14 protein-coding genes and 1 pseudogene are annotated in these 12,374 nt (G+C 66.6%); 7 read left to right on the top strand and 8 right to left on the bottom strand.

The window, feature by feature from the left end:
* The first annotated feature begins 23 nt into the window (after positions 1–23).
* Both modA and QUG92_RS10965 read left to right on the top strand, forming a co-directional pair.
* Positions 24–827, top strand: a complete 804-nt coding sequence (gene modA, locus QUG92_RS10970; protein WP_289459060.1) for a molybdate ABC transporter substrate-binding protein — start codon at positions 24–26, stop codon at positions 825–827.
* A 108-nt stretch (positions 828–935) separates the two neighbouring features.
* Entirely contained in the window at positions 936–1,838 is a 903-nt protein-coding gene (locus QUG92_RS10965) for a helix-turn-helix transcriptional regulator (protein WP_289459059.1), read from the top strand.
* On the opposite strand, the gene QUG92_RS10960 is transcribed toward QUG92_RS10965, so the two are convergent.
* Together QUG92_RS10960 and QUG92_RS10955 are read right to left on the bottom strand one after the other, a co-directional pair.
* Positions 1,829–2,158, bottom strand: coding sequence for a carboxymuconolactone decarboxylase family protein (locus tag QUG92_RS10960; RefSeq protein ID WP_289459058.1), 330 nt, complete (start codon positions 2,156–2,158; stop codon positions 1,829–1,831). The genes QUG92_RS10965 and QUG92_RS10960 overlap by 10 nt on opposite strands.
* A gap of 30 nt (positions 2,159–2,188) precedes the next feature.
* Positions 2,189–2,566, bottom strand: coding sequence for a DUF2255 family protein (locus QUG92_RS10955; protein WP_289459057.1), 378 nt, complete (start codon positions 2,564–2,566; stop codon positions 2,189–2,191).
* 150 nt (positions 2,567–2,716) lie between these two features.
* Between QUG92_RS10955 and QUG92_RS10950 the strand changes: the two genes are divergently transcribed.
* Positions 2,717–3,685, top strand: coding sequence for an aldo/keto reductase (locus tag QUG92_RS10950; protein ID WP_289459056.1), 969 nt, complete (start codon positions 2,717–2,719; stop codon positions 3,683–3,685).
* A 63-nt stretch (positions 3,686–3,748) separates the two neighbouring features.
* Positions 3,749–4,174, top strand: coding sequence for a cupin domain-containing protein (locus tag QUG92_RS10945; RefSeq protein ID WP_289459055.1), 426 nt, complete (start codon positions 3,749–3,751; stop codon positions 4,172–4,174).
* A 637-nt stretch (positions 4,175–4,811) separates the two neighbouring features.
* On the opposite strand, the gene QUG92_RS10940 is transcribed toward QUG92_RS10945, so the two are convergent.
* From QUG92_RS10940 to QUG92_RS10930, 3 genes are all read right to left on the bottom strand, one after another.
* On the bottom strand, positions 4,812–5,561 hold the full coding sequence (locus tag QUG92_RS10940; protein WP_289459054.1) for a COG4705 family protein: 750 nt from the start codon (positions 5,559–5,561) through the stop codon (positions 4,812–4,814).
* Between the two features lie 8 nt (positions 5,562–5,569).
* On the bottom strand, positions 5,570–6,244 hold the full coding sequence (locus tag QUG92_RS10935) for a DedA family protein (protein ID WP_289459053.1): 675 nt from the start codon (positions 6,242–6,244) through the stop codon (positions 5,570–5,572).
* Between the two features lie 68 nt (positions 6,245–6,312).
* The gene (locus QUG92_RS10930) at positions 6,313–7,113 is read right to left on the bottom strand and encodes a COG4705 family protein (protein ID WP_289459052.1); all 801 of its coding nucleotides are present in this window, start codon (positions 7,111–7,113) and stop codon (positions 6,313–6,315) included.
* Between the two features lie 295 nt (positions 7,114–7,408).
* On the opposite strand from QUG92_RS10930, the gene QUG92_RS10925 reads away from it, so the two are divergent.
* On the top strand, positions 7,409–8,452 hold the full coding sequence (locus tag QUG92_RS10925) for a sensor histidine kinase (RefSeq protein ID WP_289459051.1): 1,044 nt from the start codon (positions 7,409–7,411) through the stop codon (positions 8,450–8,452).
* A complete protein-coding gene (locus tag QUG92_RS10920; protein WP_289459050.1) occupies positions 8,452–9,108 on the top strand; it encodes a response regulator transcription factor in 657 nt (218 codons plus the stop codon). Before QUG92_RS10925 ends, QUG92_RS10920 begins: the two co-directional genes overlap by 1 nt.
* 9 nt (positions 9,109–9,117) lie before the next feature.
* On the opposite strand, the gene QUG92_RS10915 is transcribed toward QUG92_RS10920, so the two are convergent.
* Together QUG92_RS10915 and QUG92_RS10910 are read right to left on the bottom strand one after the other, a co-directional pair.
* Positions 9,118–9,264, bottom strand: coding sequence for a hypothetical protein (locus QUG92_RS10915; protein ID WP_289459049.1), 147 nt, complete (start codon positions 9,262–9,264; stop codon positions 9,118–9,120).
* 300 nt (positions 9,265–9,564) lie between these two features.
* Positions 9,565–10,230, bottom strand: a pseudogene (locus QUG92_RS10910) (malate:quinone oxidoreductase); the annotation flags it as partial.
* 417 nt (positions 10,231–10,647) lie between these two features.
* Here QUG92_RS10910 and QUG92_RS10905 point away from each other — a divergent pair.
* Complete coding sequence (locus tag QUG92_RS10905; RefSeq protein ID WP_289459048.1) at positions 10,648–11,286, top strand: hypothetical protein; 639 nt, start codon at positions 10,648–10,650, stop codon at positions 11,284–11,286.
* On the opposite strand, the gene QUG92_RS10900 is transcribed toward QUG92_RS10905, so the two are convergent.
* Positions 11,279–12,289 (bottom strand): hypothetical protein, encoded by a 1,011-nt coding sequence (locus QUG92_RS10900; RefSeq protein ID WP_289459047.1) that lies wholly within the window; start codon positions 12,287–12,289, stop codon positions 11,279–11,281. The genes QUG92_RS10905 and QUG92_RS10900 overlap by 8 nt on opposite strands.
* Positions 12,290–12,374: the final 85 nt, after the last annotated feature.

Raw genomic sequence — 12,374 nt, 5'->3', positions numbered from 1 at the left:
GACCTGTCGAATGGAACCCCGTCATGCCGCACCGCGCCACCCGCCTGCCCGTCCTCCTGACCGCGGTCGCCGCGGCGTCGCTGCTGCTCACCTCGTGCTCCACCGGCAGCACGACAGCCAGCTCGTCATCGCCCTCTGCGTCGTCGACGTCCGCAACGGGCTCGATCACGGTGTTCGCGGCAGCGTCGTTGCAGAAGACGTTCACCGAGCTGGGCAAGCAGTACGAGGCCGCGCACCCGGGCACGACGATCGAGTTCTCCTTCGCCGGCTCCAGCGACCTCGTGACCCAGATCCAGAACGGCGCACCGGCCGACGTCTTCGCGTCCGCGGACACGAAGAACATGGACAAGCTCACCGCCAGCGACCTCCAGGGCGCACCGGAGGACTTCGCCAAAAACACGCTCGAGATCGCGGTCGCACCCGGCAACCCGAAGAAAATCACCGACTTCAAGGACCTCACCGGCGCCGACGTGCAGGTCGTCACGTGCGCCAGCCCCGTCCCATGTGGCGCCGCGACCGAGAAGGTCGAGCAGGCCACCGGCATCACGTTGAAGCCCGTCAGCGAGGAACAGTCCGTCACCGACGTGCTCGGGAAGGTCAGCTCCGGGCAAGCAGACGCCGGTCTGGTCTACGTCACCGACGTCAAGGGCGCCGCCGGCAAAGTCGACGGAGTGACGTTCAAGGACGCCTCGTCCGCCGTCAACACGTACCCGATCGCCGTACTCAAGGAGAGCAAGAACCCCGACCTCGCCGCAGCGTTCAGCGACTACATCCGCTCCGACGCCGGGCAGAAGGTGCTCCAGGCGGCCGGCTTCCAAGCTCCCTGAGCACCAGGGTTGCTCGTCCGGTAGCCCATCGGCTATCGAGACGATTCATGGCGTGAGGTGTTCTGTCGGAACGCCTCTGCCGCGGGTGCTTCGTTCTACGGTGTCTGCATGCAGAACAAGGGCGAGGTCAAGGACTTCCTGATCTCTCGACGGGCTCGGGTGACGCCGGAGCAGGTGGAGCTGCCGGGCGGCCCGGGCCGTCGCGTTCCCGGGCTTCGTCGTGCTGAGGTGGCGATGCTCGCGGGGGTGAGCGTGGAGTACTACGCCAAGCTCGAGCGCGGCGACCTGGTCGGCGCATCCGACGCGGTCCTGACCGCGATCGCGGACGCGTTGCTCCTCGACGACGCGGAGCGGGAGCATCTGTTCGACCTGGCACGGGAGGCGAACGCCTCCCCTGTTCGGAAGCGCCGCTCGGCGCCGCAACGCGTGGCACGTCCGGGGATGCAGTGGGCGCTGGACGGGTTCACCGCCGGGCCGGCGTTCGTCCGGAACGGGCGGATGGACGTCCTCGCCGAGAATCAGCTGTTCCGCGGCCTGTACTGGGACATGTACGAACGTCCGGAGCGGCCGGTAAACCTGGCGCGGTTCACCTTCTCGCAGCAGGAGCAGTCCCGTGCGTTCTACCCGAACTGGGACGGCGCTGCGGACATCAACGTCGCGATCCTCCGCACCGAAGCCGGCCGGAACCCCCACGACGCGGCACTGCAGAGCCTCATCGGGGAGCTATCGACGGTGAGCGAGGAGTTCCGGACGCGGTGGGGTGCCCACAACGTGCGTCACCACGCGCACGGCAACAAATTCTTCCGGCACCCGGTGGTCGGGGACCTGCACATGCTCTACGAAGCGATGGAACCGATGGCCGAGGCCGGGCTGAACTTCCTCGTGTACTCAGCCGAACCGGGCTCGCCAACCGCGGAGTCGCTGCGCCTGCTCTCGAGCTGGATTGCGACGAAGGAGCACGAGCAGAAGCCGTCGCCCAGTGTGACGCGGAGTGCTGCTGGTCAGTCCTGACCGAATAGGTCCTTCGCGACACTCATGGCGGCCATGCCGTTCGGCCAGCCCGCGTAGAGGGTGACATGGATGATCGTCTCGATGAGCTGCTGCTCGGTGAGTCCGTTCTCGACCGCGCGGCCGAGGTGGAAGCGCAGCTGATCGGTGTGACCGCCCGCGGTGAGCACCGCAACGGTCGCGAGACTCCGGTCGCGGGCGGAGAGCTCGGGTCGGTTCCAGACGTCGTCAAAGAGGACGTCGTCGGTGAGTTCGGCGAGCTTCGGCGCGAAGTCGCCGAACATCGCCCGGCCACCGCCGACCTGTCGTTGCTGCTCAGTCATGGGGTCTCCTTCGGTGGTTGTTCGTGTTGGTCACGCCGTGCGTGGGCGGATCCGGATGGTCGCGGCGGTGGGACCGTCCTGCAGCATCGGCGGCAGGTAGCTGCTGCCGGCGTACTTCTGCTCGTACGCGGCGTCGATCCGGCTATTGAGGTCGGGGCCAGGCTCGTCGAACGCGACGTCGTGCTGCTCGCCGGCGATCTGGATGCCGCCGGCTGCTTGCTCCACAGCGGCGTGGAACCAGCTGGACCGTCTGCCGTTCCATGCTCGGGCGTAGAGGTCGCCGTCGACCACGACGGACCAGATCCACGTCGGCGTGCCTGGGGTGGTGCCGTCGCCTCGGAACGGGCTGACGTGCAGGTCGTCCGCAGCGTCGAACCGTTTGAGGGTCTCGGGTGACCAGTTGCTCATGGATGCCTCCTGCTGCCGTCGTGAATATCTCCGACGGTAGAGACACGGCGACCGCCGAGGGGTGTTCCGTCGGAGCATCCCTCCGGCCAGGAGCCCGGTGGTAAAAATCCGTTGAGCGCACGGTTTTCGCGGGTTCTGAGGAGGATCAGCATGCAGCACAAACGTCTCGGATCGACGGGGCTGCGGGTCAGTCGGCTCGCCCTCGGCTGCATGAGCTTCGGCGACCCCGCAACGGGGATGCACTCGTGGACGCTCGACGAGGAAGCGTCGTCGGTGTTCTTCCGGCAGGCGGTGGAACTCGGGATCACGTTCTGGGACACCGCGAACGTGTACCAGCAGGGCACCAGCGAGGAGTACGTCGGCCGCGCCGTCCGGGAGTACTCCCGCCGCGAGGACATCGTGCTCGCGACGAAGGTGTCCGGGAAGATGCACGACGGACCCGGCGGAGCGGGCCTGTCCCGGAAGGCGATCCTCGAACAGGTCGACGCGTCCCTCCGCCGGCTCGGGACGGACTACATCGACCTGTACCAGATCCACCGCTTCGACGAGCAGACGCCGGTCGAGGAGACCATGGAGACCCTCGACGGTCTCGTCCGGGCCGGGAAGGTGCGCTACCTCGGGGCGTCGTCGATGTGGGCATGGCAGTTCGCGAAGCTGCAGACCGCCGCGGCCGTGCACGGGTGGACGCCGTTCGTGAGCATGCAGGACCAGTACAACGCACTGAAGCGTGAAGATGAACGGGAGATGATCCCGATGTGCGCCGACCAGGGCGTCTGCCTGGTCCCGTACTCCCCGAACGCGAAGGGCCGGCTCACCAGGCCCCGCGGTGTCGAGACGAGCCGGTCCGCGACGGACACCGTCGCCAAGGCGTTCGACTCCGTCGATGACGCACCCGTCATCGACGCGGTCGAGCGGATCGCCGCAGAGCGGGGCGTCCCGATGGCGCAGGTCGCCCTCGCATGGGTGCTCCGCAACCCGGTCGTGTCCGCGCCCGTCGTCGGCGCGACCAAGCCCGCCCACCTCACCGACGCCGTCGCTGCGCTCGACATCGATCTGACCGACGAGGAAGTCGCCATGATCGAGGACCCGTACCGACCGCAGGCGCCGTTCTGGTGGTGACTGTCGCGAACACTCGTACGGCGATCAAACTCTGACCCGAGACAAAGAGCAGAAGGAACCACCATGCACATCGAACCGCGCACCCCGACCGTGAAGAACCCGCCCGAGCAGTTCGCCGGCGATGTCTGGGTCGAGCCGATCGTGCGTCCCCATGAGGACGGCCAGCACGCAACCGCAGCACTGGTGCGGTTTGCGCCCGGTGCACGCACCGCGTGGCACTCCCACGAGAAGGGCCAGTACCTTTACATCACCCAGGGCACCGCTCGGTTCGGCACCCGCGACGGCGACGTCATCGAGGTTCAGCCCGGGCAGACGCTCTACACCCCGCCCGAGCAGGAGCACTGGCACGCCTCCACGGACGACGGCTTCATGGAGCACATCGCGTTCCTCGAACTCGGCGACGACCCCTCCACCGCGACGACCTGGAAGGAACACGTCACCGACGACGACCTCCGCGGTACGACGACGGTCGACGCATCGAACGCATGACCTCTCATACGACCAAGACGACGGGACCCGGACACTTCGCGGTCATCGCGAGGGTCTGGTTCTGGTGGCGTGCATCCGCCGAGATCCACGAGCTCACGCGTGACCGCGCCCTCGAAGAACGCGTCATGGCGGAGGCCGCAACCCGCCTCAGCCCCAGCCCCTCGAACATCGCATGGCTCTTCCGCCGAGGACCAGCGCGATCGGCCGGGCAGAACTTGCGAACGAACTCAGCACCAACGACATAGAAGTGATGGCCGCGGCGCGTCCGATAGTCCATCGGCTATCGAGACGGCTGCCGCGGTTTGCGTTTGGCTGCCCGAACGGCCAACCAGGTGCCCACAGCCCAGCAAAGGGCCCCAATCACGATCAACCCGCTTCCGATCCAGACTGCAATCGAGTCACCGGATGGCGCGTTGCCGGCGATCACCGCGATACCGGTTAGGACGACAGTGCCGCTCACCACGTCGAGCAGGACTTGAGTCCACGACCGTCCCGTCCCTTCGAGGCCGAAGGTCTCTCTTGGAGTGCGCATGACTGGAACGTACGCGACGGTCTTGCTTCTGGATCGTCGCCGACGCGGCGACCTGTTCACCATCGGCTATCGGACGCACGCCAGGAGCCCCCAGAGCGGTATAGATCAGCTGACAGGTCCGGCGGATGGTGCTGGCTGCGTCGTGTTCTTCCAAGCCACCGCTAAGGCGATGGTGATGAGGAGGAGTGCGCTGACGAGCCCAGTGCCGACATCGAGGCCGCCTCGAGTGCGCGGGACCGCGACGTAGTCGGCGAAGGACGCGCCGATTGGTCGGGTGAGGACGTACGCGGTCCAGAACGCAGTGACCGGCCCGAGCACCGACATGGCGCGAACGAGAACAACGACGATCGTTGCGACGACGAAGACGAGGCCACCACTGAAATATCCGAGGTGGAGGGTGCTGGCGGCGAGATCCCCGGCGGCGGTCCCCATCGCGAACGTGGCGATGACGGCGGCCCAGTAGAACCGCTGCCGGTGGGTGCTGGTGATGGCGTGCACGTCGACGGTGCCCTCGACACGGCGCCACAGGACGAACACAACGACCAACCCCATGAGGAACACGGGTGTCGAGACGGCGTAGGGGACGCCGAGTGCAACGTGGGTGACGTCGGCGACCATGGTGCCGAACACTCCCACCATGGACACGGTTCCCCAGTAGAGCCAGGGCCGGTAACGGTCTGCTCGGAGCTGGACGGCGAGGATGGTGGCGAAGAGTGCCGCGGTGATCAGCACCGTTGGGGCGGGGTCGAACCGGGTGACGAGGAAGTCGGAGAGTGCTTCCCCCATTCCGGTGGTGAGGACCTTGATCACCCAGAACGACGTCGTCGGTTCCGGAACCCGGTTCTGCTGGGCCATCGTGCTGCTCAACGCTCGCGGGCCGTGCGCTCGGCTGGGGAAGCGGATGCTTCGCGGTGCTTCCGGTCAACGTGGCGTTTGCGAAGTGCGCCGATGACGATGGGGAGGACCGAGACCAGGATGATGACGATCATCAGCGCGTCGATGTTGTGGGCGATGAGCGGGATGCCGCCGAGGAGCACGCCGACAGCGGTGAGGCCGCAGGCCCAGGAGATCGCGCCGATGAGGTTGAACAGCAGGAACCGGCGGTAGTGCATCTGCGCGGTGCCCGCTGCGAGTGGCACGTACGTTCGGACGATCGGGACGAAGCGGCCGAGGATCAGGCTGAGGCCACCCCACTTGGTGAAGAACGCTTCCGCTTCGTCGAGTCGGGCGGTGGTGAGGATGCGGGCGTCGTCCTTGAACAGGCGCTGGCCGTACCGTTTGCCGATCCAGTATCCGACCTGGTCTCCGGCGATCGCGGCGATGGATGCGACGAGGGCAACCTGCCACGGTGTGACGCCGAGGGTGCTGCTGATGATCGCGGCGGTGACGAGGAGGGAGTCGCCGGGCAGGAAGGGGAACAGGACGCCGGACTCGATGAAGATGAGCAGCGCGATGCCGGCGAGGACGTACGGGCCGAAGGCGTGGAGGACGGACGCGGCGTCGAAGAGGCTTACGGCAAGCGGAACGGTGTGGAGCACGGAGGGCCTTTCACAGGAAAGGCTGGTGTCGCCATATCCCGAATAGACGGCGACACCAGCGGACTCGGTCAGACGGTGAGGCGGACGCTCTGCGAAGAGGTGTCGCGTCGGAGGCGGATCACGAGGTAGCTGATGATCGCCGCGATGATGACGAAGAACACGATGCTGGTGGTAATCGTCCCGATGCCCAGGCCGCCATCCTTCGTCGACGCGGACAGCAGGTCACCGGTGGATGCACCGAGGGGGCGGGTGAGGATGTACGCGATCCAGAAGCAGAGGACCGGGCCGCGTCGGCCGATGAACCAGACGGCAGCGGTCAGTGCGATGGCTGCGGCGAAGAGCAGCAGGGATGGGAAGTAGCCCAGTCCGGTCTGTTCGGCGATGAGGTCTCCCGCGGCGGTGCCGAGGGCGAAGGTGAACAGGATCGCGAGCCAGTAGAACGCTTCCCGGCGGACGGTGTCGATGCTGTGGATCGAGAGGGTGCCCTCGACCCGGTACCAGATCGCGAACACGGCCAGGAGCGCGAGGCCGAAGACGGTGGTGCTGACCGCGAGCGGCACGCCGAGGCCGTCGGTGAGGTTGTCGGTGACGCAGGTCCCGACGATGCTGATCAGCACCACGGTGACCCAGTACAACGGCGGCCGGTACGCGCGGGCCCGGAACTGCAGGACCAGAAACACGGCCAGCGCGACCGCCATGATCAGCGTCGTCAGCGGCAGCCCCAGTCCGACGGTGTCGCTGAGGAGGTCAGCGGCGGTCTCCCCGACGGTGGTGGCGAGGACCTTGATGATCCAGAACGATGCGGTCGGGTCTGGCACCTTGTTGGCGCGTGTCCGGGTCGGCAGCGGCACTGCGGGCGAGTGGGACATGGTGTTCTCCTCGTCGGGACGGGCCGTGCCGCGGGATTCGCGGAACCGGCGATGCACCGACGGTAGGAAGACGCGCGCAAGACTTCACCAAGAATGACGTTTGAAAGTCGGGGCAGAGCTTTCTTGGCGGTTCCTTGGGTGGCGGCGGTGAGGCTCGGTTCGCTCGATGCTGCTCTGAGTGAGGCAGGATCGTGCCGATACGGTGACGCCGGAACGCATCCCCCTCGCGTTCCGGCGTCGCTTGCACGGAAGGGATCAGATGTCAGCTGGATGGCGGTCAGCAGTCGCAGACACGGTGACCAGGTGGTCGTTCCGGTCCAGTTCGGAAGCCGACCCGGACCGTTTGGCGTACCGCCGGTCAGTCATCGGCATCGCGCTTCGCGTCGCGATCGTCTCGGCCGCGCTCGTCATCGCGATCATCGTCCTCGTCGTGGCGTACGTACTGTGGCAGTTGACACCGAACCAGCTCCACGAGCGCCCTGGGCCGACGGATATCCACATCTACCTCGACACCGTCGACCTCAGCATCGCGGTAATCGGCGTCGGCGGTCTCGCGATTGTGCTCGCCGGTATCGCCGCGTGGCTGATTGCCCGCCGCGCAGTCCGGCCGATTGCCGAAGCCGCACGGATGCAACGCACCTTCGTCGCTGACGCCAGCCACGAGCTGCGCACCCCGCTGACGGTGCTCAACGCCCGCGTGCAACGCCTACAACGCATGACCCCGGCAGACGACCGACGGCGCCCCGTGGTTGACGAGCTCCGCGGGGACACACAGATCTTGATCGACATCGTCAACGACCTCCTCGAAGCCGCCGCCGGAACAGCCGACGCCGAGGGCAGCGCCGACCTGCGGGCGGCGATGGAGGCGGTGCACCGTGACATGCGCGTCCTCGCCGCCGACCGGGACGTTCACCTCGACGTCGATCCGATCGGCGTCCACGTGCGGGTGTCGGAGACGCAGCTCCACCGCTGTCTCGTCGCGCTGACCGACAACGCCATCGGCCACACACGCCCTGGTGGTCGAGTCCACGTCACCGCGACGACGACCGGAAACCGCGTCACGATCCGCGTCACAGACAACGGACCCGGCATCGGCGGCATTGAACCGGCACGGGTGTTCGATCGCTTCGCCCACGGCACTCCAGTCGACGCAACAGGGACGACGACGAGCACCCGTACCGGATATGGCATCGGGTTAGCGTTGGTCCGCGACATCGCCGTGCGAGCCGGCGGCGACGCGGTCGTCGAACGCACCGACAGCAGTGGGACCGTGTTCGCGTTGCACCTCCCGATTGCCGATGACAGCGCACCGGATCACGATCGGAAGGCCCGCGCGTGATGCCCCGACTCCTCCTCGTCGAGGACGACCCCCGCCTCGGCCCGCTCGTCGCCGATGAGCTAGGTGAGCGGTGGAGCGTGACGCTCTGCTCGGACGGGGAATCGGCGCTCGAGACTGCCGCCGCGGAGTACTTCGACGTCATGGTCATCGATCGTCGGCTCCCGGGTATCGACGGCACCACCGTCGTCGAGACTCTCCGGCAGCAACGCATCAGCACACCCGTGCTGATGCTCACCGCCCTCGGTGAAGTCCACGACCGTGTCTCCGGGCTGGATGCCGGCGCCAACGACTACCTCGTGAAGCCTTTTGACTTCGACGAGCTCGCCGCCCGACTCCGGGCCCTCACCCGCGACTACACCGGCGTCGGCACCAGCATCGACATCGGCGGGTGGTCGTTCTACCCCGACGATCACAGCATCACCTCTCCGTACACCGGCCGCGTGATGCTGACCGAGAAGGAGACCGCACTGCTGCGACTGCTCACCAGCGAGCCGTCAAGAGCGTTCACAAGGCAGCATCTGCTGTCCGCCGTGTTCGACAACGGCGAGCAGCTCGGCACGGTCGACACGTACGTCCACTACATCCGGCGGAAAACCGGCCGAGACCTCATCGACACCATACGCGGCGTCGGGTACCGGCTCGGCACCCCAGCCTGACTTCGCCGCTCAGTCGTCAAGGAAAGGTTCCTGCTCCACTTCTGACGCCACCGCGAGCAGCGCAGCCCCGACCGACCCGACGACCACTAACAGCAGCACGATGACGACCGCCAGCACGATCCACACCACACGGACCACCTCCACACCCACCATCACGGCCGCGCGCTAAGGAATCGCCCACCACCCAGCGACTGGACGTACCGTCACGGGCCAGCCACTCCGCCGAGTAGCCCACCGTGCACGCCCCGACGACCATGATCGCTACGCGTAAGACCCGTGCAAGTCGACTTGTCAGGGTGTCCGATAGCCGATCGGCTATCGGACAGCTGTGGGGCCTGAATTCGCAGTCCTACGCTAAGTACGCGTCGACTTCGGCGATCTGCCGTGCACCTATACGGTCGCCGACCTTTCGCTGGTGGTCTCGTGAGTCACTCCTCGCCCCTGAGAGGCGGTGTGATGCAGGCCGAGGACCTTCGCGGTGTGCTCAAGGGTCTCGTCGGCGAGCTGCGGGTCGGCGCCGAGGTCTGTGCCGTACGTCGGCACCATCTCGCGCACCGTGGGCTCCCAGCCCGCCCAGCGGTCGGGGAAGCACTTGCGGAGCAGCCCGAGCATGATCGGCACCGCGGTGGACGCCCCCGGAGACGCGCCGAGCAGGCCGGCGATCGAGCCGTCCGCGGCCGTGATCACCTCGGTCCCGAACTGCAGCACCCCGCCCTTGTCCTTGTCCGGCTTGATGACCTGGACGCGCTGGCCGGCGATGATCTTGTGCCAGTTGCCCGGCTCGGCCGCGGGCATGAAGTCACGCAGCGCTTCGAACTTGGTCTGCTTCGACGCCAACAGCTGACCGACCAGGTACCGCACCAGGTCGAAGTTCGAGAACGCGACGCTGAGCATCAGGCGCAGGTTGTGGGGACGGATCGACCGGAACAGGTCGAACATCGAGCCCTGCTTCAGGAACTTCGGGCTGAACCCGGCGTGGGGACCGAACATCAGCGAGGCCGAGCCGTCGACGATGCGGGTGTCGAGGTGCGGGACCGACATCGGCGGCGCCCCGACGCTGGCCTTGCCGTACACCTTGGCCGCGTGCTTCTGGACGACCTCGGGGTCGTCGGTGCGCAGGAAGTATGTTGAGCGCTTGTTCGAAAAAGGCTACGACGAGGTTACGGTCGTGTTACCGATGCTGTCCAGAGGCACTTGCGGCATTCGCAGGACGCGGCGAGCAGCCTTCAGGAGGGGTCAGCGCTCGCACTGCTCGTCGGCGTGCGGCCTGCTCGCGTCTCGTCGGAGCAACCACCGCCGCACACAGATTCTGGGGAGTTCTCACAGCGGTCGTATCCAGGCGACTCAGCGGTCACGGGGCTGGTCGTGGTGCGGATTACGATTGTGCAGCCATCGCGTTCGGCGCCGAAGTCGGACCGGCCGCATAGGGTCATGGAGAGCGGGAGGAACTGGGATGCTTCGAGATCAGCGACAACGCGAACATGACGCATGCCGGATCATCGCCGCCCTGGGTCTTGCGACAGTCCTCGGTGATGCCAGGTGACGGCGGAGCTGCACCCGATTCCTCTGTCGTTTCGCGACTCGGTGCCTGATCACCAGCGGGTGTTCTGTTACTCGGGCGTCTTCGACGGCGCTGCGCTAACCGTCGTGTACGGGGTTGATGTAGACGAACATCGCCGTCGTGTCCGGAGCGCTGTGTCTGCGGTGCCGGACGAGTATCTGCTGGCGGCTGCGATGACGCTTCCAGACGATGATCTGGCTCCGGTTCCGCCGCGTTTCACCGCACCCCTGACTGGTCATGAGGGTCACACCGTTGCTGCTGTTGTCGCGGATCCCGCGGGTGCGGTGTGGGGGCGCCGTATCCTAAGGCCGGTGGTCGACGTGCTCGAGATCACCGCGGAGGCGGACAGCTGGACGCAAGGGTGTGCTGTCGCCCACGAGTGGGTCGGATACGGCCCACGCGTCGTTCGGGTTGCAGAGCAAGGTACTGCCGACTGGTCGATGCTGATGACCGAAGCCTCGTATTACGGCATCGGCATCGTCTGCGGCCTGCAGGACGATCGAGTCCTTGAACCGGCACCCTTCAGGCCTCGCCGATGGACTGCCGCGAGATGGCGGTTCTCCGAGCTCGTGTACGAGCAGTTCCTGCGCCTTCTCCCGGGCGGTCACCTCATCTGACCGGCTCTGCCCACACTTCGAGGTCGTCCGGAATCGGCAGTGGCCGGTGGATGTGGGTCTCGAGCTGCGGGTAGGTGTCCAGCGCTCCCTTCACCTGGTCGACCCAGGCGGCGAGCCGAGCGCTGGGTGCGAGACCTGTGGTCGCGTCGTGCATCCGCCCGATCTCCGCCAGGTTGTGGAGGTGCCCGGTGTTCCGGTCTTCGTCCGTTCCGAAGAGGCGATCGATGGGCTGTCCGTCACAGACGGTGCAGAAGCACACGAACGGTTCTGCTTCCGCGAACCAGACTCGCCGTATCTGCTTGGTGCGGACGAACCGGAGCATGTCGCCAACGAGCATGTGTGGGGCCATGTCTTCGGGGTCGATGGCGCTTCCGCGGGTGCCGACCGGGTTGAGCCGGCGCACCGAGGGGTACGCGCCGATCGCTGAGGCGATCGCGCCGTGGGCGACGGCGTCGAAGCCGAACATGTCGACCCGGTACGCGAGGACGGTGCCGGTCGTCTCGGTGATGAGTCGTCGGTATGCGCGCATGCGCTTCCGGCTCTCGAGCGGGTTCTTCTTGTCGGTGAAGGTCAGCGCGACCGGGTGGCGGCTGCGGTCGATGACCTTCACGACCTGTCGAGCGTAGTCGGGGTTGCTCAGCCATCCTGCGCTCAGCGGCAGGGTGAACAGGACGTCGTCGCGGTCGATGGCGTTCGCTTCGTGGAGGGCGTTCTTGAGGGTGCGGGCGTCTCCCGCCTTGATCTGTCCGGTTGGGGTCATCGCCAACGCGCTTCCGGCCATGCGTTGCATGCTGAGGTGCCAGTCGAGGTTGGGTGGGATCAGTTCGTTCTCGTCCCGGTTGAGTTGGAACGGGGCGTCTTCCGTCGCCCAGTAGTTCCGGACAGCATCGGGTTCCGCGATCATCGGCACGGTCGGGTACTGCGGTTGCAGGCGCTGCACACGTGACATGGCGTGAGCGCCGGCTGCGAAGATACCGCCGGTGTAGCGGGAGACAGAGTCCATCGCGTGGAGGACGTTGTCACCGCAGACGTGGAATTGTCGGCCGGCGAGCAACTCGCGGGCGTCCTGTTCGATGGGACGGGGCGTG

This window comes from Curtobacterium citri, from assembly GCF_030362955.1.
GTDB lineage: Bacteria > Actinomycetota > Actinomycetes > Actinomycetales > Microbacteriaceae > Curtobacterium > Curtobacterium citri.
Note: the sequence above shows the minus strand (reverse complement) of the source record. Positions and strands in the feature narration are given on the sequence as shown.

Bases quoted from the DNA above. Each gene is read 5' to 3' on its own strand.
- QUG92_RS10950 (WP_289459056.1), top strand. From the start codon at position 2,717: ATGCAGCACAAACGTCTCGGATCGACGGGGCTGCGGGTCAGTCGGCTC.
- QUG92_RS10920 (WP_289459050.1), top strand. From the start codon at position 8,452: ATGCCCCGACTCCTCCTCGTCGAGGACGACCCCCGCCTCGGCCCGCTC.
- QUG92_RS10965 (WP_289459059.1), top strand. From the start codon at position 936: ATGCAGAACAAGGGCGAGGTCAAGGACTTCCTGATCTCTCGACGGGCT.
- QUG92_RS10900 (WP_289459047.1), bottom strand. From the start codon at position 12,289: ATGGACTCTGTCTCCCGCTACACCGGCGGTATCTTCGCAGCCGGCGCT.
- modA (WP_289459060.1), top strand. From the start codon at position 24: ATGCCGCACCGCGCCACCCGCCTGCCCGTCCTCCTGACCGCGGTCGCC.
- QUG92_RS10930 (WP_289459052.1), bottom strand. From the start codon at position 7,113: ATGTCCCACTCGCCCGCAGTGCCGCTGCCGACCCGGACACGCGCCAAC.
- QUG92_RS10945 (WP_289459055.1), top strand. From the start codon at position 3,749: ATGCACATCGAACCGCGCACCCCGACCGTGAAGAACCCGCCCGAGCAG.
- QUG92_RS10940 (WP_289459054.1), bottom strand. From the start codon at position 5,561: ATGGCCCAGCAGAACCGGGTTCCGGAACCGACGACGTCGTTCTGGGTG.
- QUG92_RS10955 (WP_289459057.1), bottom strand. From the start codon at position 2,566: ATGAGCAACTGGTCACCCGAGACCCTCAAACGGTTCGACGCTGCGGAC.
- QUG92_RS10960 (WP_289459058.1), bottom strand. From the start codon at position 2,158: ATGACTGAGCAGCAACGACAGGTCGGCGGTGGCCGGGCGATGTTCGGC.